Here is an 18,675-nt window from a genome sequence, read left to right as displayed (position 1 = left end):
CTCAGTTGGGGAAGGGAAGCTAGCCTGCGACCCCGGCCACCAGGAAGATCACTGCGGCGATGGCGAAGCCCATCACGCCGATCAGCGTTTCCATCACGGTCCAGGTCTTCAGCGTGGTCTTGACGTCCATGCCGAAGAAGCGGCCCACCAGCCAGAAGCCGGAGTCGTTGACGTGGGAGACCACCACGGAACCGGCTGCAACGGCGATGACCATGGCGGCAACCTGCATTCCGTTCAGCCCGGCTGCAGCGACAGCCGGGGCGATCAGGCCGGCGGTGGTGGTCAGTGCCACGGTCGCGGAACCCTGGGCGATCCGGAGGATGGCGGAGATCAGGAAGCCGGCCAGGATGAGCGGGATGCCCAGGTTGCCCAGGACGTCGGCCAGGGCCGCGCCGATGCCGGAGGTGCGGAGCACACCACCGAACATGCCGCCGGCGCCGGTGATCAGGATAACGGAGCAGACCGGGCCCAGCGAGGACTCGAGCAGCTTCTCCAGTGCTCCTGCGTCCTTGCCGCGCTTGGCGCCCAGGACGAACATGGCCACCAGCACGGCGATCAGCAGGGCCACCGGGGTTTCACCGATGGTGCGCAGGACCTGGAACCACTGCTGGTCCTTGGTGCCTTCGGCGAGGACCCCGGAGGAGGACAGGGTGTTCAGGCCGGTGTTGAGGAAGATCAGGACCAGCGGCAGGAGCAGCAGGCCAACGATGGTGCGGAAACGCGGCGGGTGGGCTTCGGCTTCTGCGGTGGCGTGGCCCAGGATTTCGGGCACGGGCAGGACCAGCTTCTTGCCGGTGTAGAGGCCGTAGAGGTAGGCGGTGACGTACCAGGTGGGGATGGCCACGAGGAGGCCGGCGATCATGACCAGGCCGACGTTGGCTTCGAAGAATGCGGACGCGGAGACCGGGCCCGGGTGCGGCGGCAGGAAGATGTGCATCACGGAGAAGGCGCCGGCGGCGGGCAGGCCGTAGCGGAGAACTCCCCCGCCCAGGCGGTGGGCGACGGCGAAGACGACGGGCAGCATGACCACCAGGCCGGCATCGAAGAAGATGGGGAAGCCGAAGATCAGCGAAGCGAGGCCCAGCGCGAACGGGGCGCGCTTTTCACCGAAGACGCCGATGAGGTAGTCGGCCAGCACCTTGGCGCCGCCGCTGGTTTCCACGATGCGTCCGAGCATTGCGCCCAGGCCCACCAGGAGTGCCACGGTGCCAAGGGTTGTGCCGAAGCCGTTGATCAGCACCGGGACCACCTGGTTGGCGGGGATGCCGGTGGCGAAAGCGGTGGCCAGGCTGACCAGGATCAGGGCGAGCAGGGCGTGCACGCGCAGCTTGATGATGAGGAACAGCAGGACGACGATCGCGGCTGCGGCGATGAGCAGCAGGGGGCCTGCTCCCAGCGTCTGGGTCCATCCTTCGATGGTCATGGTTCTCCTTTGAAACAGAACTGTTGGTGGGGAATTGAGGGGGTGCTTAGGGGGTGCAGGGCGCCTGGCCGGTGGGAAGCTTCAGGGCCTCCACGACGGCGGCGACCAGCTCCTCCGGTGAGCGCGAGATGTCCAGGCGGAGGCTGCCGGCGTCGAGCTCTTCCTGGCTGAGCGCCTCGAGCGTGGCCAGCTGGCTGGGCAGCAGTGTGGGCGGCATGAAGTGGCCTTCGCGGCCCTGCATGCGCTGGCTGATCAGGTCAGCGCCGCCGTCGAGGTGGAGGAAGAGGACACGGCCTTCGGCTTCGGACAGGAGCTGGCGGTAGCTCTTCTTGAGCGCGGAGCAGGTGAGGACGGTACTGCAGCCGGCCTGGGCCTGGGCGGTCATCCAGTCGCGGATTTCCCGGAGCCAGGGCCAGCGGTCCTCGTCCTGCAGCGGAATGCCTCGGGACATCTTGGCGATGTTGGTATCCGGGTGGAACTCGTCAGCCTCGGCGCAGGTCCAGCCCAGCTGCTTGGACAGGGCCGCCGCCAGGGTGGATTTGCCGGACCCGGCAACGCCCATGACCACAAGATGCGTGGGTGGATACTGCATGTTCATACCTCCGGAGAAGACGTCTTTGGCTTTCGAAGAAGCTCGCTGCGAGCCCGTAATGAAGTGGGCTACGCCATAAGGTATCACCTTTCGACACCAAAGATACTATCTTTCGGTGTCACAAGTCATACCTTTTCTGATTTTCGCTATCCTATAAGGGCGCTGCGGCGCGGAGAGAGGCGGCGAAAACAATGTCGACGGCGACAGCAGGGGACGCGGACAACGCGTACGACGGCGGGGCCTCCCCCGCGATGCATGAACGCGTTCTGGAGGCGGTTGGCATCGCCGTCGCGTCCGGAAGCCTCCCGCCAGGAAGCAGGCTGACCCTCGAGGGGCTGCAGCAGGAGTACGGAATTTCCCGCACGGTGGCACGGGACACCATGAAGGTCCTGGAATCGATGAACCTGGTCTATTCGCGCCGGCGGGTGGGCATCGTGGTGCAGGAGCCCGAGCAATGGAACGTCTTCGATCCCAAGCTGGTGCGCTGGCGCCTGGCGTCGGACCGGCGCGAGATCCAGTACAGCAGCCTGACGGAGCTGCGCATCGCCGTCGAACCCATTGCCGCGGCCGGGGCGGCGCGGCGGGCCAGCGCCGCCGAACGCGCACAACTGGTGGCCCTGGGAGCAGAGCTGCGGCGGCTGGGCGAGGCCGGTGATCTTCAGGCTTTCCTGGCGGCGGACATCGAGTTCCACCAGCTGCTGCTCCGGAGCTGCGGCAACGAGATGTTCCGGGCGCTGGAGGGCATGGTGGCCGAGGTGCTCACCAGCCGCACCAAGCAGGGACTGATGCCGTTCAAGCCGCGGAACGAAGCACTGCAGGCGCATGAGGATGTTGCTGCGGCGGTGGCGCGAGGCGATACTGTGGTGGCCGAACGTGCCATGCACCACATCCTGGACGAGGTCCGGAACGCCATGGGGCTGGGGTAGCCCGACTGAACTGTGGCTGAGCCTGTTGAAACCAGGAACGGCGCTGAACCGCATGAACGGTGCTGCCCAGCGCCGCTTGTGCGGTTTGGGGCCGCTGATGCCATTTGCCTTCGGCACACCCGGGTTAACAAAAGCAGGGCCTGCCCGGAGGCAGACCCTGCTTGAAGAAACCTAACGGTCCCGGAACTCTAGGAAATTAGAGAGCCTGGATGTTGGTTGCCTGGGGACCCTTGGGGCCCTGCTCGGTGTCGAAGGAAACCTTCTGGTTCTCTTCGAGGGAGCGGAAACCGTTGGAGTTGATCGCAGAGTAGTGTGCGAAAACATCCTGTGAGGAGTCATCGGGGGAAATGAAGCCGAAGCCCTTTTCAGCGTTAAACCATTTGACGGTACCAGTAGCCATTATTTTTGTCCTTCGTGAAGGTGGAGGGAAAATCCCGACTTTCGGGCCCTCCGGCGTGGGGTGTTCAAAAACCGCTACTTCAGAAGAACGCGGACTTTCGACCGCGCGTACTGCCTGAACTACCAACTGCATAAACACAACAACAAGAACCACACTACAGGAGATTCCGCCGGGGTCGAGCCAACTACGTCACAGGGCGCCCTCCCGGTCATCCGGATTGTTGTCCCCATCGCCATATCCTCTGCAGCTGTGAAAGCATTCCCTGTGGGCCGTTCACGAGGTCCGTCATCAGAATTGGGGGCACGATGAACCGCCGAACGAACCGGCTGCCGCAACACTTTCTGGCAACCCTCCTGGTGCTGGGGACAACCGTTGTGGTTGGCTGCACCGCGCCGGAGGGACCCGCAACGGAGACAAGCAGCCCCCCGCCAGTCACCGCGTCCGCCGCTCCCGTGGCCGAAAGCTTCCCTAAATATGACGCGGTGCGCGCGGGGATGGTGGCCGCCCTGGAAGAGAAGATGCCGGATATCAGCTGGACCGTGGACGAACCCGCCACTCTGGCCCGGGTGAAAGACGGCCGGTGCATGCTGTACCCGCAAACCATGAAAAGCAACGTGGACGTTGTGCAGCCGTCGAACCAGTTCGCTGACATCTTCTCTGCGGGCGACCCCGTTCTGGCGCAGCACGGCTTTCCCGCTTTCAACGGCACAGACACGGTTGCCGGCGGCTGGGTGGTGGCCCGCAGCACCGACGCCGCCGGCGCCACCCTGACCATCGAATCCAAGAGCCCGGCCTACCTTCGCATCAGCGTCCCGGTGGACTCCCCGGCCTGCGATCCAAACGAAATTCCCGCGGGCTGACGGGGAAGTTCTGCCCATCGCGGCATGCACCGCTGCACGAATAGCATGACTGTGGCTTGAAGCTCATCAAAGGGGGACTCACGGGATGCCTGGATTCTACGGCGCCGATACTGAACAGCTGCGGGCACTGGCCAAAACGATGTCGCAGCATTCCGAGAAGATGACGGCGTTGTCCATGGAACTGGGCCAACTCCTGGCCCGGATCCGATGGGAAGGCCGTGATGCCACCGCTTTCCAAGCCGCGTGGGACTCGGAGCACAGGCCGCTGTTGAAGCGTGTTGCCGCGGATCTCCAGAGCCAGGCGGAGGACCTGAACCGGAACGCGGACCAGCAGGACAAAGCGAGTACCGGGGCAACGGGATCCGGCACCTCGGGAACACCGGACTCGAACCCGCCCGGAGATCCGGGGCCGCTGGATCCGGACCGCCCGGATGTGGACGTCCCCGGCGATGTCCGTGAAGACCCTGATGCCGGCGACCCTGAAGATATCCAGCAGGGCCAGATCGGCGACTGCTGGCTCCTGGCAGGAATCGGCTCGGTTGCCCAGATGCTGGAGCGGGAAGGCAAACTTGATGAGTTCCTCGCCGAACACCTGAAGCCTGTCGGAGATCCGCCCACGCACTGGGTGGTGACCCTGTACGAGGACGGCGAGCCCGTGGAGGTCACCGTCGAGGCCAAATCCACCGAGGGCGGTGTCCGGGGTGCGGACGGGCAACCGAACTGGCTGTCCATCTACGAACGCGCAGCGGCGGAGCACCGGGGCGGTTCCTATGACGACATCGACGGCGGTTTCAGTCACGAGGCAATGGAGCTCATGACGGGAAGGTCCGCGGACAGGGACGGCGAGCTGGACCTGGATGAGATCGAGGACAGGCTTGGTGACGGCCAAGCCGTGTCCGTGGGGACTGAAGACACCAAGGATGACGACTTCGACTGGGTCTGGGAGTCCGATGAGGTCAACCGGACCGACGTTGTCCCCAACCACGCCTACGTTGTGGTCGATGTGAAAACCAACGACGACGGCGAGAAGGTCATCGTCCTGGCCAACCCGTGGGGCCCCTCCGGCGGCTACATGGGCGGCGACGACGACCACAAGTCCGGGACGCTGGAACTGACCGAGGATGAGTACAAGGAAAACTTCGACTCCGTGTACTCCGTGGACACGAAGTAAGGATGGCCGTGGAACAGCTCGTCACAGTTAAACAGGGCATGCAGCCCAGGTTCGGCGATGTCCTGGTGGGGATCGTGAAGATCGGCGTGGCCGACGGCGCCCCGGCCATCCAGGTCTGGATCCGGACTGCGGAGCAGGAACGCAAGCAGGCGTTCCGCGAAGGCCAGTCCGTGGCCCTGCCCGGCGCCGGGACCCTGCGTTTTGATTCGATCAGCCCCGCCGGGGCCGGCACCGCAGCATCGGCCGTCCTGGCCTACGACGCCGTCGTATCCGCCTGACCTGCGGCAGGAGGCCCGAACCTCTGTACCCCGGCGGCGGTGCGGGCATATCCTGCAAACCAGACTGCCCAACTGACGGGAGAAGAACCATGGAGATGCCCAAGGCGTCCGATGCCGACAAAGAACGCTTCCGCTCGATTGTCCCCGACCATCCGGACGTGGTGGTGAAGCCGATGTTCGGCAACCTGGGAGCGTTCGTCAACGGCAACATGTTCGCCGGCCTCTTCGGATCCACCGTTGGCGTCAAGCTGTCCGAGGACGACCGGGTGCTGCTGGAGTCCTCCGAGAGGACCCTGCCGTTCGGCCCTGCGGAGCGTCCCATGGCCGGTTACTCCGGTCTGCCTGAGATGTGGAATGAGGAGGGCGACGGCGACGACGCCCGGGCAAAGGCATGGGTCACCAAGGCTTATGAGTACGTTGCCACCCTCCCGCCGAAGGAGCCGAAGGCCCCACGGGCCAAAGCTGCCAAGACAAGCTCCGGCGGCTGAGTCCAGCTCCGGTGGTTGAGCCTGTCGAAACCCCTGCCGAGCCCCGGTGGTTGAGCCTGTCGAAACCCCTGCCGAGCTGCGTGCCGCCGCGCCGGGACTAACGTAAGTCCGGCGTTTCGGTCCCTGTCGGCATTGCAGCCCCGACCGCTTCGACGGCGGAGCGCGGGCTGGTAAGGACAGGGACCGTGAGTCCGCTGAGCAGGGCGGCAGCGGGTTCCATGCTTGCCTGAGCGAGAACGACGACGTCGCAGCGGCCTGCGAGCGCACGCGCCGTGTGGGCAACAAGCGAGTGGTAGGCGTCCGCCTCGCCGGCCAGGAAGGCGTCCCACGCATTCTCGACGACACTGACTTCGACGCAGATATCCGATCCTGCGTCTGCGGCTTCCTCGGCGAGGACGCGGGTGGTGGGCTCGACGGTGCTCGTCAGCGCCACAAGGACACCGACTCGTGGACCGAGACCCACGGCCCGGCGAAGCATCGGCCGATCGATACGGATCACCGGCATCCCATCGCCCGACAGCTCCTCCGCCACCTCGCCGAGAGTGGAGCAGGTGCACAGGACCACCTCGCATCCAGCATCCCGAAGCTCCACGAGATGGGCGGCGACGACAGCCCGGACGCTCCCCGCCGTCCCCTCCCGCCGCGCGAGCTCCAAAGCGTCGGGATCCACGCGGTGGACCGTGGCGGCGTTGGGCAGGTGTTCCCGGGCAAGGCCTTCGAACGTCGCCACGTGAACGTCCGCCGTGTGGAGGAAGCCAACCGTGCCGGCAGCACCGGAGCGTAGTTCGGTCATGGAGCCTGACTGTAGCAGGGCCCGGTTTGGCGCCCGCTACGGATGCACCAGCACCTTCACCACTGTGTCCTTGTGGTTGATGAGGGTGTCGAAGCCCTGCTCCACCAGGTTCTCCAGCGCAATCCGGCCCGTGATGAACGGCTTGAGGTCCACCTTGCCTTCCTGCACCATCCTGATCACGGCGGGGTGGTTCCGGACATAGGCGATGGTGCCGCGCAGGTCGATCTCCTTGAGGACCAGCTTCTGCATGTCCACGGTGGCCGGCGCGCCCCAGATGGCCACGTTGACCACCACTCCCCCGGGCCGCGTGGCGTCGAGCATGGTGTCCAGAACAGCGTTGACGCCGGCGCATTCGAACGCGACGTCGGCCCCGGTGCCGCCGGTCAGCTCGAGCACCCGCGCCGGAACGTCCTCGCGACTGGGGTCCAGCACATGGTCAGCGACCCCGCTGGACGTGGCCTTCTCCTTGCGGGCCTGGGACAACTCGCTGACGATCGTGGTCACGCCCATGCCCTTCAGCACTGCCGCGGTCAGCAGCCCGATCGGCCCGGACCCGCCCACCAAAGCAACATCACCCGCCTTCACGCCGCTGCGCTCCACCGCATGGTGCGCCACGGACAGCGGCTCGATCAGGGCTGCCTCGTCGAGGGGAATGCCGCCGATGGGATGCACCCACCTCTTGTCCACCACAATCTTCTCGCTCAGGCCCCCGCCGCCGCCGGAGAGGCCGATGAACCCCATTTTCCGGCACAGGTGGTAGCTGCCCGCCTGGCACATGTCGCATTCGTCATCCACGAAATAAGGCTCGACGACGACGTTGTCCCCCACCGCGAGCCCCTCGACACCTTCGCCGACTTCAGACACGGTCCCCGAGAATTCGTGCCCCATGGTTACCGGCGCGTCCTCGTGCGAGAGCGGGTGCGGGTGTCCCGGGGCGGGGACGAAGATGGGCCCTTCCAGGTACTCGTGCAGGTCGCTGCCGCAGATGCCGCACCACGCGACGTCGATCTTCACCGCCCCGGCGCGGAGTTCCGGTTCCGGGATGTCCTCGATCCGGACGTCCTCACGGCCGTGGAAACGGGCTGCCTTCATGATGCGCTCTTCCTTTCAGCGGGTGTGGTGGCTGGGTTGCAGTTCGTAGACCGGGGTTTCCAGTCCTTCCATCCGCGCCTTGAGCTGCAGGGCCAGGTAGGAGGAGTAATGGCGGCTCTGGTGCAGGTTGCCCCCGTGGATCCAGAGGTTGGGCACGTTGGTGGGCTTCCACATGTTGCGCAGCTCGCCCTCCCAGGGGCCCGGGTCCTTGGGAGTGTCCGAGCCGTACCCCCAGCACTTGCCCACCCGGTCCGCCACCTCGGGAGAGACAAGGTCCGCCAGCCAGCCGTTCATGGAGCCATAGCCGGTGGCGTAGACAATCAGGTCCGCCTCCAGCTCGGTGCCGTCGTCCATGACCACGGCGTTGCCGGTGATCTTGGAAACCTGCCCGGACTTCAGCTTCACCCGGCCATCGATGATCAGCTGGGAAGCGCCGACGTCGATGTAGTAGCCGGAGCCGCGCCGCAGGTACTTCACGAACAATCCGGACCCGTCCACCCCGAAGTCCAGGTCGAACCCGGCGGCCTCCAGCTGCGAGTAGAACTCGGCATCCCGTTCGGCCATCGCCTGGTACACGGGCACCTGCGCCTCGGGCAGGATCCGCATGGGCAGGGACGCAAACAGCAGGTCTGCCTTCTCTGTGGTCACTCCGGCAGCCAGCGCCTTCTCCGAATACAGGTCGCCGAGTGCCAGGTCCATCAGTGACTCGCTCCGGGCGATGTGGGTGGAGGACCGCTGCACCATGGTGACGTCGGCGCCGTGCTCCCACAGGTCGGCACAGATATCGTGTGCGGAATTGTTGGACCCGATCACCACGGCCTTCTTGCCGGTCCAGTCCCCGCCGCCCGGGTGCTGCGAGGAATGCCGCTGCTCCCCCAGGAAGGACTGCGCGCCGTCGAACGTTGGGATATTCGGGTAGCCGGACACACCCAGGGCGAACACCAGCTGCTTGGGCCGCAGCGTCACGGGCTCCCCGTTGCGGAGGACGTTGACCACCCATTCCTGCGTGCCGTCGTCGTACTCTGCGCCCACACACTCGGTGCCGCCCCAGTAGTTCAGCTCCATGATCCGGGTGTAGTGCTCCAGCCAGTCGCCGATCTTGTCCTTGGCCGCGAAGACGGGCCAGTCGTCCGGGAACTTCATATAGGGCAGGTGGTCGTACCAGACGGGGTCGTGCAGGTGCAGGGACTTGTAGCGGTTGCGCCAGGAGTCGCCCGGCTTCTCGTTTTTCTCGATGACCAGGGTGGGGACGCCGAGGCGCCGCAGCCTCGCGGCGAGGCCGATGCCGCCCTGCCCGCCGCCCACAATCACGCAGTACGGCTGTTCGTCGTAGCCGAGCCGGGCCTCCCGTTCCTCCTTGAGCTCCAGCCAGGAACGGCGGCCTTTGATGATTTCGTGCGCCACACCCTGGTCGCGGCGCGGCCCCTTTTTCTCTTCGAAGCCCTTTAGCTCCTGCATCGTGGTGAGCAGGGTCCAGCATTTTCCGTTCCGGAGCCGGAGGTGGCCGTAGCCCCGGGCGGCGCCGGTTTCGAACGTGATCCAGGCTTCCACAGTGCCGTTAGCGCCCTCGCTGCCGGTTGCGTCCTCAGACAGGGCCCAACCAGAAGGCTGCACGTGGTCCAGCGTGGCCTCGAGCATCCGCCGGATATCGCCCTTGCCTTCCAGCGTTTTGAGGTTCCAGGTGAATGCCACGAAGTCCCGCCAGAAGCATTCGTCGTCGAAGAGCTCCAGCGCGGCGTCCACGTCGCAACGCTGCAGCGCGGCGTCCAAACCCGCCAGCCAGGCCTGCGCGGCTGCCGTGGGTGTTTCGGTCATGTCCACTCCTTTGTGTTGGTCCGTGTAGCTCCGCCCGTGGAATCCCCTGCGATATGCTGGACCGGGCGTGAGCTGCATCACCATTGGAACTCCGCGGGGGTTTCAACCGCGTTACACACTGCAGGCAACGGCGCTGGCAGGAGGAAGCTGTGGACTACGGCCTGAGGTTTTCGGATCCGGCAAAGTATGCACGTGCGCTGCGCCGTGCCCACGAGCTGGTGATCTCCGGCGTCCCGCGCCCGGAAATCCCGGATGTCCTGGCCGATTCGTGGCGCCGTTCCATGGCCTTGGGCATCAGCCCGGACCAGCACAGTCCGCGGCACCTGCATGACGCAGCCGAGGTGCTGGAGCTCCGCCGGGAGCACCGGCTGCAGCAGGTCATGCCGGCCCTCGACGAGCTGCTGGCGGATTCCTCAAGCTCCGGCAGGCACCTGCTGGTGCTTACGGATGCCAGTGGCGAGATCCTGTGGCGTGTTGGCAGCCCTGAAGTGTTGCGGCGGGCGGACCGGCTGGAGTTCTTCGAGGGGGCGGACTGGTCGGAAGCGGGCATCGGCACCAACGCGATCAGCGAGGCCCTGGTGACCGGGCGGCCCGTGCAGTTGTTCTCCGCCGAGCACCTGGTCCGGACCCACCATGAGTGGGCGTGCACGGCGGCGCCCATTACGGACCCGGCCACCGGCCGCCTGCTCGGCGTGCTTGACGTCTCCGGCCCCCTGGACACCCTCACCGCGGACACACTGCGGATGGTGCGGTGCGCGGTCCGGGTTGCCGAGTCGCTGCTGGTGGCGCCCGACGGCGGGAAGCCGGCAGGTGCCCCTTCTCCGGTCCGCGCGTCCCGGCAGTCCCCGCGCCGGCAGTCCCTGCGGCCAGCGGCCGCCGTCGAGTCGCTGGAGCTGCTGGGCGACCGGCCTGCCGCCCTGTTCCGGGACGGCAGCCGGGTGCCGCTGACGCTGCGCCGCGCGGAGATCCTGGCGTTGCTGGATTCCCGGCACCAGGGCTGGAGCGCGGAGGAACTTGCCTACGAGCTCCACGGCGATGCGGGCACGCCGGTGGCCATCCGCACGGAGATGTTCCGGGTCCGCTCCCTGCTGGGTGAGGCCGTGGAGTCGAACCCCTACCGGCTGGCTGCCGGCCTGGCGGGCAGCTCGGACTCGGGGCGGGTGCTTCGGCTGCTGCATAAAGGGCGGGTCTCCGACGCGCTGCAGGCCTACCGCGCTCCCCTGCTCAGCCGCTCCGGTGTTCTGTCGGTGCAGCTGCTCCGCGACCAGCTGGATCTCGCGGTGGGCTCGGCCGTGCGGTCCAGCGGTGACGCCGGGCTCCTGGCCCGCTGGCTGTCCACGGATATGGGCGCGAGTGATTTTGCCGCTGTTGAGGCGCTCGGACAACTGGTGGGACGTGGCGATCCGCGGTACCTGGCGTTCCTGGCCTCCTGCGGTGGCTAAGCCCCCAGAAGCGCACATCAACAGCCCTTGTCACGCCGTTAACCGTTCATTCATATCCTCCTCAGGACCTGTCCAACCGGCCCTCCTACGGTCGAAGCCATGGACAACATCTCACGCAGATCCCTCATCTCCGCCGGCCTCGGGCCGGCCTGGTCGCCGCCCTGCCAAGTGCCGCCGTCGCTGTTTCAACAGCGGACGACGCCGGACTCCGCACCGATCCCTTCCTGCTCGGCATCGCCTCCGGTGAGCCGTGGTCGGACGGCTTTGTGATCTGGACACGGCTCGCTTTGGACCCGCTGGCCGAGGACGGCCTGGGCGGCATGCCCTCCCGCAACGTCGCGGTGGCATGGGAAGTGGCGGAGGACGCCGGCATGCGCACCGTAGTAGCCCGCGGCGTCGAACACGCCCGGATCGAAACCGCCCACTCCGTCCACGTGGAGCTCCGCGGCCTCAAGCCCGGCCGCGAGTACTTCTACCGGTTCCGCACCGGCCGGCACATCAGCGCCGTGGGCCGCACCCTCACCAGCCCGGCACTGTACGAGACGCCCGCCGCGCTGGCCATGGCGTTCGCCAGCTGCTCGCAGTACGAGCACGGCTACTTCACCGCCTACACCCGCCTGGCCGAGGACCACCCGGACCTGGTGCTGCACCTGGGCGACTACCTGTACGAATACAAGAAAGACAGCTACGTGATCGGCGGCGGCAACCCGCGCGACCACCAGGGCCCGGAGACCAGCACCCTGCAGGGCTACCGGCAGCGGCACGCGCAGTACAAGTCCGACGCCGACCTGCAGGCCGCGCACGCGATCGCACCATGGCTGGTGGTCTGGGATGACCACGAAGTGGACAACAACTGGGCGGACGAGGTCCCCGAGAACACCGACGCCGGGCAGCTGAACGACACCACCGAGCGGTTCCGGCAGCGCCGCTCCGCCGCGTTCCAGGCGTACTACGAGAACATGCCGCTGCGCGCCTCCTCCGTGCCTGCCGGGTTCGACATGAAGATCTACCGCACCATCCAGTGGGGCCAGCTGGCCAACTTCCATATGATGGATACCCGGCAGTACCGCGACGACCAGCTCGCCGGGGACGGCTGGAAGAAGAACGTGGCCGAACGCCTGGCCGAGGACCGCACCATCACCGGCGCCGAACAGGAGAAGTGGCTGCTGGACGGGTTCAGGAGCTCCACGCAGCGCTGGGACATCCTGGGCCAGCAGGTGTTTTTCGCCGAGCGTGACCGCGCCCAGGCCCTCGAGATCGACGACGTCTCGATGGACGGCTGGGACGGCTACGCCGCCTCCCGCCGCAGCATCACCCAGGGCTGGCTGGACGCGAAGGTGCGCAACGCCGTCGTCCTCACCGGCGACGTGCACCGCAACTGGGCCAACGACCTCAAGGTGGACTACAAGGATCCCGCCTCCCCGGTGGTCGGCTCGGAGCTGGTGTGCACCTCCATCACCTCCACGGGCAACGGCACCGGTTCCACGACGGACCCGGTGATGGCGTGGAACCCGCACCTGAAGTTCTACAACGACAACCGCGGTTACGTGAACACGAAGATCACCAAGGACTCGATGACGGCTGACTTCCGGACGCTGGAGTACGTCACGACGCCGGGCGCTCCGGTTTCCACGAAGGCCTCGTTCAGGATCCAGGACGGGGTGCCCGGACTGCAGTAGCGGCGCGACCGGAAGGCTGTGGGGCGGTCAGCGATCCTCGCTGGCCGCCCTACCCGCGTCTGACGTGGCGAGATACCCGCAAAACGCAGCCAAGGAGGTCTGGTAGTAAGCCATCGCTTATCCCTTGACGGAACTGAACCCGCCCTGTAACAGTTAGGCGTGGGCGGATCGATGGAGAACCCCGGACGGACGGGCGAGGCGTCAATCCCCGGCGGGCGCCCTCAAGGTTCAGCTGATCCCCCGCCACTCCTGGAAGTCCGTGGACTGACCAAGAGTTTCTTCGGGATTCCCGTTCTGGAAGACGCCCACCTTACCCTTCACCGGGGCCAGGTCCACGGGCTCGTGGGTGAAAACGGCGCCGGGAAATCCACGCTGATGAAAGTGCTCGCGGGCGTCTACCAGCCGGACGCGGGAACGGTGCTTCTGGACGGCCGGGAAGTCAGTTTCAGCCACCCTACAAAGGCCCACGAAGCCGGCCTCTCGTCGGTATTCCAGGAGTTCAACCTGCTTCCCGACCGGACGGTGGCCGAGAACATCTACCTGGGCCGGGAGCCCCGCCGCGGAGTCCTGGTGAACAAGGCGCTGATGAACGCGAAAACGGCGGAACTGCTGGAGTCGCTCGGGATCACCGCCATCCGGCCCACCGCGCAGGTGCGGACCCTGACCGTTGCTGAGCAGCAGGTAGTGGAGATTGCGAAGGCTGTCAGCTACGACGCCCGGATCGTTTCCATGGACGAGCCCACCGCCGCACTGGCCGGCGCCGAAGTTGAGCTCCTCTACCAGATCGTGTCCCGCCTCCGGGAACGTGGAACGGCCATCCTCTATGTCTCCCACCGGCTTCGGGAGCTCTTTGACCTGTGTGACGTCATCACCGTCCTGAAGGACGGCCGCGTGGTCAGCACCGGTCCCGCCTCCGAACTCGACGATACAAGGCTGGTCCGGCTGATGGTGGGCCGGCCCATTTCAGCCTTCTTCCCGGACAAACTGCCCCCTGAGGACAGCGGCGCCGACGTCCCCGCACAGCCGATCCTCGAACTGCACGATGCCGGAAACGGCCAGCTGGACGGGATCAGCTTCAGCGTCCAGCCGGGTGAGATTGTGGGGGTGGCCGGACTGCAGGGCTCCGGCCGGACTGAGCTGCTGCACGCCATTTTCGGTGCCGCGCCCCTTACCCGCGGCACCATGAAGGTGGAAGGCCGTGAAGTGGCACCCAAATCGCCGCGGGAGGGGGTCCGTGCACGGATGGCCCTCATCACGGAAGACCGCAAGGCTGAGGGCCTGAGCCTGAACCAGTCCATCCTGAACAACGCGCTGACCGTCATCAGATCGGTTTTCCCGCGCCGCACCGGGGCGGCCCGAACCGAGATCCCCGGCGTGTTTTCCTCCCTGGAAGTTGTGGCCCGCGACCTGGACCAGGAGGTGCAGTACCTCTCCGGCGGGAACCAGCAGAAAGTGGTCCTTGCCAAGTGGCTGGCCATCCGCCCCCGCCTGGTCCTGCTGGACGAACCGACCCGCGGCATTGACGTGGGAGCCAAAGTGGCGGTGTACCGGCTGATGCGCAAGCTGGCAGCCGAGGGCAAAGCCATCCTGATGGTCTCCAGCGAGTTGCCTGAGGTCATCGGGATGTCGGACCGGATCCTGGTGATGCGCGACGGGCGCCTCGCGGGCGAGCTTCCGGCCGGAACGTCCGAGGAAGCCGTCCTGCAGCTGGGAACGGGCGCCAGGACAGCATCTGGAGGAGGAACATGAAACAACGGGGCAGCTTCTTCGACCGCCTGTCCTCCACACAGATCGTCTACCTGGTGGCGCTGCTGACCCTGATCGTGGGCGCCGTTCTCGTCAGCACGGTGGGTCGGAATTTCTTCAGCCAGGGCAACATCTCCAGCATCCTGACCGGAACCAGCGTCCTCGGTTTCATCGCGATCGGACAGACGCTGGTCATCCTGGCCGGCAGCCTGGACCTCTCGGTCCCCTATGTTGCCAGCCTGGCCAGCCTTATTGCCGCCGGGGTGATGGCCAACAACCCGGGCAACGTCCTGCCCGGGGTCCTGCTCACGCTGGGCGCCGCGGCCATCATCGGCCTGGCCAACGGGCTGATCGTGGCCCGCCTCAACGTGCACGGGTTCATCGCCACGCTGGGCATGGGCCTGATCATCAGCGGCTACCTTGCGACCAATTTCAAGGGCAGCTTCGGACAGACCCCGCTCTCGTTCCGGCTGATCGGGGCGACCGGCCTGGGACCAGTTCCCATCTCGACCATCATTATGCTGGCCTGCGCGGGCCTGGCCATGCTGCTGCTCCACCGCACCCGGATGGGCCACCACCTCTACGCCGTCGGCGGTGACATTTCCGTGGCCCGGACCTCTGGAATCCGCATCGACCTGCCGGTGATCACGGCCCATGTGATCTGTTCGCTGCTGGCAGGAATGGCGGGCCTGCTCCTCGCCAGCCGGCTGGGTGTGGGCAGCCCGACGGTGGGTTCCCAGGGCGGTTACGACCTGCTTTCCATCGCCGCTGTGGTCCTCGGCGGCACCCTGCTGGCCGGCGGCAAAGGGACCATCACCGGTACCCTGGGCGGCGTCCTCATCTTCGCCATGCTGGACAACATCATGTCCGTCATGCAGATCAACCCCTTCCTCAAGGACGTGGTCAGGGGCGTGGTGATCGTCGTCGCCGTCGCCGTGTACGCCCGCCGCAGGATCGTCAACAGACCTGAGCGGTTCAGTTCGAAGGGCCCGGCGGAAGCGCCTGCCGCACAGCCTGCATCGGCTTCACCGGCGGAGGGACCATGAGCACCGTACTGCCCTCGGACCGCAGTGCGGTCCTCCGGCAAAACCGCGCCAGCAGATCCCAGCGGCTCCTGCGGGCTTTGCGTACGCCCGGGGGTGCCGTTTTCATCCTGTTGATCGGGCTCCTGGCGGCCATCATCGCGCTGAACCCCTCCTTCGGGGAGCCGGGCTCCTTCATCCGGTTCATCGGCAGGACAGCGCCGATTGCCATCGCCGCCATCGGCCAGTACTTCGTTATTGTCGGCGGCGAGTTCGACTTGTCCATGGGATCAGTGGTGACCATGCAGGTCATCGTTGCCGGCAACCTCATCCGGCAGGACGACTCGAGGGTGATCCCGGTCCTGATCCTCATGTTTGTGCTCGGGGCCTTCATCGGACTGGTGAACGGGCTGATCACAACACTCCTGAAGGTACCCAGCTTCATTGTGACGCTGGGCATGATGCTGGCCCTGCTCGGGCTGGTCCTCTACTGGACCGGCGGCGCGGCCCAGGGAAACCCGGCGGACAGCTTCCGCCAGATCGGGCGCGGCGGGATCCAGGACGTCCCGGTCCTGGACATCATTCCGTACCCCGTCATCATCCTGGCGGCGGTGGCCATCCTGGCGGTGGTCCTGATGCGCCGCCCCTTTGGCCGCATGCTCATCGCCGTCGGGGACAACCCGAGGGCTGCTGAACTGTCCGGTTCCCGCGTCTGGTGGGTGCGGACGCGGGCGTTCATCATCTCGTCACTGTCGGCCACCGTGGCCGGCATCCTGCTCGTGGGCTATGCCGGAGTCCACCCGTCCGTGGGGCGGGGCTACGAGTTCACGGCGATTACCGCCGTCGTGCTCGGTGGCGTGGTGCTGGGAGGCGGACGCGGCTGGGTGCTGTCCGCGGCGGCCGGCGCGTTCGCCCTCGAGGCGCTGTTCACCCTCCTGAACTTCATGGGGGTCCAGGCCACGTGGCGGGACACCGTCCAGGGGGTCATCATCATTATCGCTGTGGCAGCAGCGTCCAAGTCATGGCAGCGAAAACGCAAGGGAGCCACATCCGCTGCCCATGACGAACGGCACCAGCTAAGCGCAGCACCCATGCCCCGCGAGGGCACCGAACAAGGAGGAGATCGAGTCTGATGCGCAAACACTCTATCCGCGCTGTCGCGCTTGGGGCGGCGTTGCCGCTGGTGGTGCTGACTGCCTGTACCACCACGGATCCGTCGGTTACCGAAACGACCGCACCGGGCACCGGCTCACCGGCGGCAACCACTCCGGCCAGCCAGGACTGGTTTGACCAGAAGCTGTACGATGACCAGTTTGAGCAACGCTCGGCGTCCTTTGAAGGGAACGCGGAGCAGCCTTACCTGCAGTACATTGCCGGTGACATGACGGACACGGCGAAGTTCGCCTCCTCCGGGGCGAAGAAGGTCTGCTTCGCCAATGCCTCCATCTCGAACCCGTGGCGCCAGACCGGCTGGATCACCATGAACCAGCAGCTCAAGGTCCTGCAGGACTCGGGGGCCATTTCGGAGATGGAAACCCGGGATGCCAAGGACAACGACAACACTCAGATCGCGGACATTGACTACTTCATCGACGAGGGAAACTGCGATGCGTTCGTCATCTCGCCCAACTCGACGGCGGCCCTGACGCAGGCCGTGGAACGCGCCTGCGAGACCGGCAAGCCGGTGGTGGTCTTTGACCGCGGCGTGGAAACCGACTGCGCCACTACGTTCATCCACCCGATCGGCGGCTTCGCCTGGGGCATCGACACCGCCACGTTCCTGACCGACAAGCTGCAGTCCGGCGACAAGGTGGTGGCCCTCCGCATCCTTCCGGGCGTGGACGTGCTGGAACACCGCTGGGCGGCGGCGAAGAAGATCTTCGAGGAGAAGGGCATCGAGGCCAAGGACTACTTCACCGGGGCAGACCCCACCGAGATCAAGAAAATCATCTCCGATGAACTGGCCACGGGCGACGTCAAGGGTGTGTGGATGGACGCCGGCGACGGTGCGGTGGCTGCCCTCGAAGCCTTCGAGGATGCCGGCAAGGACCTTCCGGTAATGACCGGCGAGGATGAGATGAGCTTCCTGACCAAGTGGAAGGAAACCGGCATCGATGCCATGGCCCCTGTCTACTCCAACTTCCAGTGGCGGACCCCACTGCTGGCCGTGGAAAAGATCTTCAAGGGTGAGCAAGTCCCGGCCGAATGGATTCTCCCGCAGAAGCCCATCCTCGCGGACGAGCTGGATTCCTGGCTGGAGCGCAACCAGGGGATGCCCGGCGGCCACTACGCCAAGTTCGGCGGAGAAGACCTTCCCGGCTACCCGCAGGTCTGGCAGCAGCGGCAGATCCCCTAACCCTGCGCTTAGGGCGGCGTTGGAGGGAGCGGCGTGAAGCGTCCCATCGGGATCAGCACATGGGTCTGGGAGTCTCCCCTGACCGATGCCAACCTGGGCGGACACCTGGCGAGGATCGCCGCGTTGGGGTTTGACGCCGTCGAACTCCCGCTGGAAAACGCCGGCGACTTCACCGCCCTCGCGGCGCGCGAAGCCCTGGAGTCCACGGGGCTGACTCCGTTCCTAGTCGGTGCCATGGCGCCGGGGCGGGACCTCGTGTCCGCGGCCCCGGCGTCCGTGGAAGGGACGCAGGCCTACCTTTTGGACTGCATCAGCATGGCCGCAAGTATCGGTTCGCCCACTGTGTGCGGCCCGTTCTACGCCCAGACCGGCCGGGTCTGGCGGATGTCGCCGGAGCAGCGGCGGGAGGCCTACACCGAGCTGCGCCGGAACCTGGAGCCGGTAGCCGCCCGGGCCCGGGAAGCGGGCGTGGTGCTGGGCATTGAACCGCTGAACCGGTATGAAACGTCGCTGATCAACACCGTGGACCAGGCGCTCGAGGCGCTGGGGCCGTTGCTCGGCAACGGCGTCGGCATTGCCCTGGACAGCTACC

17 protein-coding genes and 1 pseudogene are annotated in these 18,675 nt (G+C 66.2%); 12 read left to right on the top strand and 6 right to left on the bottom strand.

All coding sequences use genetic code 11. The features are described from left to right. Positions 1 to 19 precede the first annotated feature (19 nt). Together P2Q66_RS16815 and P2Q66_RS16810 are read right to left on the bottom strand one after the other, a co-directional pair. Positions 20 to 1,423 (bottom strand): GntP family permease, encoded by a 1,404-nt coding sequence (locus P2Q66_RS16815; protein WP_275729957.1) that lies wholly within the window; start codon positions 1,421 to 1,423, stop codon positions 20 to 22. Between the two features lie 46 nt (positions 1,424 to 1,469). Next, complete coding sequence (locus tag P2Q66_RS16810; protein WP_115524497.1) at positions 1,470 to 2,015, bottom strand: gluconokinase; 546 nt, start codon at positions 2,013 to 2,015, stop codon at positions 1,470 to 1,472. 191 nt (positions 2,016 to 2,206) lie between these two features. On the opposite strand from P2Q66_RS16810, the gene P2Q66_RS16805 reads away from it, so the two are divergent. Next, positions 2,207 to 2,941 carry an FCD domain-containing protein gene (locus tag P2Q66_RS16805; protein ID WP_275729955.1) on the top strand — a complete coding sequence of 245 codons (735 nt, stop codon included), beginning with the start codon at positions 2,207 to 2,209 and terminating at the stop codon, positions 2,939 to 2,941. A 196-nt stretch (positions 2,942 to 3,137) separates the two neighbouring features. Here P2Q66_RS16805 and P2Q66_RS16800 read toward each other — a convergent pair whose 3' ends face one another. Next, a complete protein-coding gene (locus P2Q66_RS16800; RefSeq protein WP_009372930.1) occupies positions 3,138 to 3,341 on the bottom strand; it encodes a cold-shock protein in 204 nt (67 codons plus the stop codon). Between the two features lie 305 nt (positions 3,342 to 3,646). On the opposite strand from P2Q66_RS16800, the gene P2Q66_RS16795 reads away from it, so the two are divergent. From P2Q66_RS16795 to P2Q66_RS16780, 4 genes are all read left to right on the top strand, one after another. Next, positions 3,647 to 4,201 (top strand): hypothetical protein, encoded by a 555-nt coding sequence (locus P2Q66_RS16795; protein WP_275729944.1) that lies wholly within the window; start codon positions 3,647 to 3,649, stop codon positions 4,199 to 4,201. Positions 4,202 to 4,286: 85 nt separating this feature from the next. Next, on the top strand, positions 4,287 to 5,372 hold the full coding sequence (locus P2Q66_RS16790) for a C2 family cysteine protease (protein ID WP_275729943.1): 1,086 nt from the start codon (positions 4,287 to 4,289) through the stop codon (positions 5,370 to 5,372). A gap of 8 nt (positions 5,373 to 5,380) precedes the next feature. Then, positions 5,381 to 5,650, top strand: coding sequence for a hypothetical protein (locus tag P2Q66_RS16785; RefSeq protein ID WP_139386200.1), 270 nt, complete (start codon positions 5,381 to 5,383; stop codon positions 5,648 to 5,650). An 89-nt stretch (positions 5,651 to 5,739) separates the two neighbouring features. Continuing rightward, on the top strand, positions 5,740 to 6,138 hold the full coding sequence (locus P2Q66_RS16780) for a TfoX/Sxy family protein (protein ID WP_275729940.1): 399 nt from the start codon (positions 5,740 to 5,742) through the stop codon (positions 6,136 to 6,138). Between the two features lie 97 nt (positions 6,139 to 6,235). Here P2Q66_RS16780 and P2Q66_RS16775 read toward each other — a convergent pair whose 3' ends face one another. From P2Q66_RS16775 to P2Q66_RS16765, 3 genes are read right to left on the bottom strand one after another with little or no spacing between them, the layout of a single operon-like run. Beyond that, a complete protein-coding gene (locus tag P2Q66_RS16775; protein ID WP_275729939.1) occupies positions 6,236 to 6,931 on the bottom strand; it encodes an aspartate/glutamate racemase family protein in 696 nt (231 codons plus the stop codon). 36 nt (positions 6,932 to 6,967) lie between these two features. Then, positions 6,968 to 8,023, bottom strand: coding sequence for a 2,3-butanediol dehydrogenase (locus P2Q66_RS16770; RefSeq protein WP_275729938.1), 1,056 nt, complete (start codon positions 8,021 to 8,023; stop codon positions 6,968 to 6,970). A gap of 15 nt (positions 8,024 to 8,038) precedes the next feature. Next, complete coding sequence (locus P2Q66_RS16765) at positions 8,039 to 9,838, bottom strand: NAD(P)/FAD-dependent oxidoreductase (protein WP_275729936.1); 1,800 nt, start codon at positions 9,836 to 9,838, stop codon at positions 8,039 to 8,041. Between the two features lie 149 nt (positions 9,839 to 9,987). Between P2Q66_RS16765 and P2Q66_RS16760 the strand changes: the two genes are divergently transcribed. The 7 genes and pseudogenes from P2Q66_RS16760 to P2Q66_RS16730 all read left to right on the top strand — a co-directional run. Next, a complete protein-coding gene (locus P2Q66_RS16760) occupies positions 9,988 to 11,280 on the top strand; it encodes a GAF domain-containing protein (RefSeq protein ID WP_275729934.1) in 1,293 nt (430 codons plus the stop codon). A gap of 99 nt (positions 11,281 to 11,379) precedes the next feature. After that, positions 11,380 to 12,959: pseudogene (locus P2Q66_RS16755) on the top strand (alkaline phosphatase D family protein). 171 nt (positions 12,960 to 13,130) lie between these two features. After that, on the top strand, positions 13,131 to 14,708 hold the full coding sequence (locus P2Q66_RS16750; protein ID WP_275729931.1) for a sugar ABC transporter ATP-binding protein: 1,578 nt from the start codon (positions 13,131 to 13,133) through the stop codon (positions 14,706 to 14,708). Continuing rightward, on the top strand, positions 14,705 to 15,751 hold the full coding sequence (locus tag P2Q66_RS16745; protein ID WP_275729929.1) for an ABC transporter permease: 1,047 nt from the start codon (positions 14,705 to 14,707) through the stop codon (positions 15,749 to 15,751). The genes P2Q66_RS16750 and P2Q66_RS16745 overlap by 4 nt, the downstream gene beginning before the upstream one ends. Then, complete coding sequence (locus tag P2Q66_RS16740) at positions 15,748 to 16,860, top strand: ABC transporter permease (RefSeq protein WP_275729927.1); 1,113 nt, start codon at positions 15,748 to 15,750, stop codon at positions 16,858 to 16,860. The genes P2Q66_RS16745 and P2Q66_RS16740 overlap by 4 nt, the downstream gene beginning before the upstream one ends. After that, a complete protein-coding gene (locus P2Q66_RS16735; RefSeq protein ID WP_275729924.1) occupies positions 16,860 to 18,083 on the top strand; it encodes a substrate-binding domain-containing protein in 1,224 nt (407 codons plus the stop codon). The genes P2Q66_RS16740 and P2Q66_RS16735 overlap by 1 nt, the downstream gene beginning before the upstream one ends. A gap of 33 nt (positions 18,084 to 18,116) precedes the next feature. After that, the coding region (locus P2Q66_RS16730; RefSeq protein ID WP_275729922.1) for a sugar phosphate isomerase/epimerase family protein at positions 18,117 to 18,675 on the top strand (559 nt) is incomplete at its 3' end.

This window comes from Arthrobacter sp. Cr_A7 (genome assembly GCF_029222765.1).
Taxonomy (GTDB): domain Bacteria; phylum Actinomycetota; class Actinomycetes; order Actinomycetales; family Micrococcaceae; genus Arthrobacter.
This window is presented reverse-complemented; position numbering and strand designations above follow the sequence as displayed.

Coding starts and splice junctions, on each gene's coding strand:
- P2Q66_RS16810 (WP_115524497.1), bottom strand. CDS start 2,015: ATGCAGTATCCACCCACGCATCTTGTGGTCATGGGCGTTGCCGGGTCC.
- P2Q66_RS16775 (WP_275729939.1), bottom strand. CDS start 6,931: ATGACCGAACTACGCTCCGGTGCTGCCGGCACGGTTGGCTTCCTCCAC.
- P2Q66_RS16740 (WP_275729927.1), top strand. CDS start 15,748: ATGAGCACCGTACTGCCCTCGGACCGCAGTGCGGTCCTCCGGCAAAAC.
- P2Q66_RS16790 (WP_275729943.1), top strand. CDS start 4,287: ATGCCTGGATTCTACGGCGCCGATACTGAACAGCTGCGGGCACTGGCC.
- P2Q66_RS16805 (WP_275729955.1), top strand. CDS start 2,207: ATGTCGACGGCGACAGCAGGGGACGCGGACAACGCGTACGACGGCGGG.
- P2Q66_RS16815 (WP_275729957.1), bottom strand. CDS start 1,423: ATGACCATCGAAGGATGGACCCAGACGCTGGGAGCAGGCCCCCTGCTG.
- P2Q66_RS16765 (WP_275729936.1), bottom strand. CDS start 9,838: ATGACCGAAACACCCACGGCAGCCGCGCAGGCCTGGCTGGCGGGTTTG.
- P2Q66_RS16745 (WP_275729929.1), top strand. CDS start 14,705: ATGAAACAACGGGGCAGCTTCTTCGACCGCCTGTCCTCCACACAGATC.
- P2Q66_RS16735 (WP_275729924.1), top strand. CDS start 16,860: ATGCGCAAACACTCTATCCGCGCTGTCGCGCTTGGGGCGGCGTTGCCG.
- P2Q66_RS16800 (WP_009372930.1), bottom strand. CDS start 3,341: ATGGCTACTGGTACCGTCAAATGGTTTAACGCTGAAAAGGGCTTCGGC.
- P2Q66_RS16750 (WP_275729931.1), top strand. CDS start 13,131: ATGGAGAACCCCGGACGGACGGGCGAGGCGTCAATCCCCGGCGGGCGC.
- P2Q66_RS16770 (WP_275729938.1), bottom strand. CDS start 8,023: ATGAAGGCAGCCCGTTTCCACGGCCGTGAGGACGTCCGGATCGAGGAC.
- P2Q66_RS16780 (WP_275729940.1), top strand. CDS start 5,740: ATGGAGATGCCCAAGGCGTCCGATGCCGACAAAGAACGCTTCCGCTCG.
- P2Q66_RS16795 (WP_275729944.1), top strand. CDS start 3,647: ATGAACCGCCGAACGAACCGGCTGCCGCAACACTTTCTGGCAACCCTC.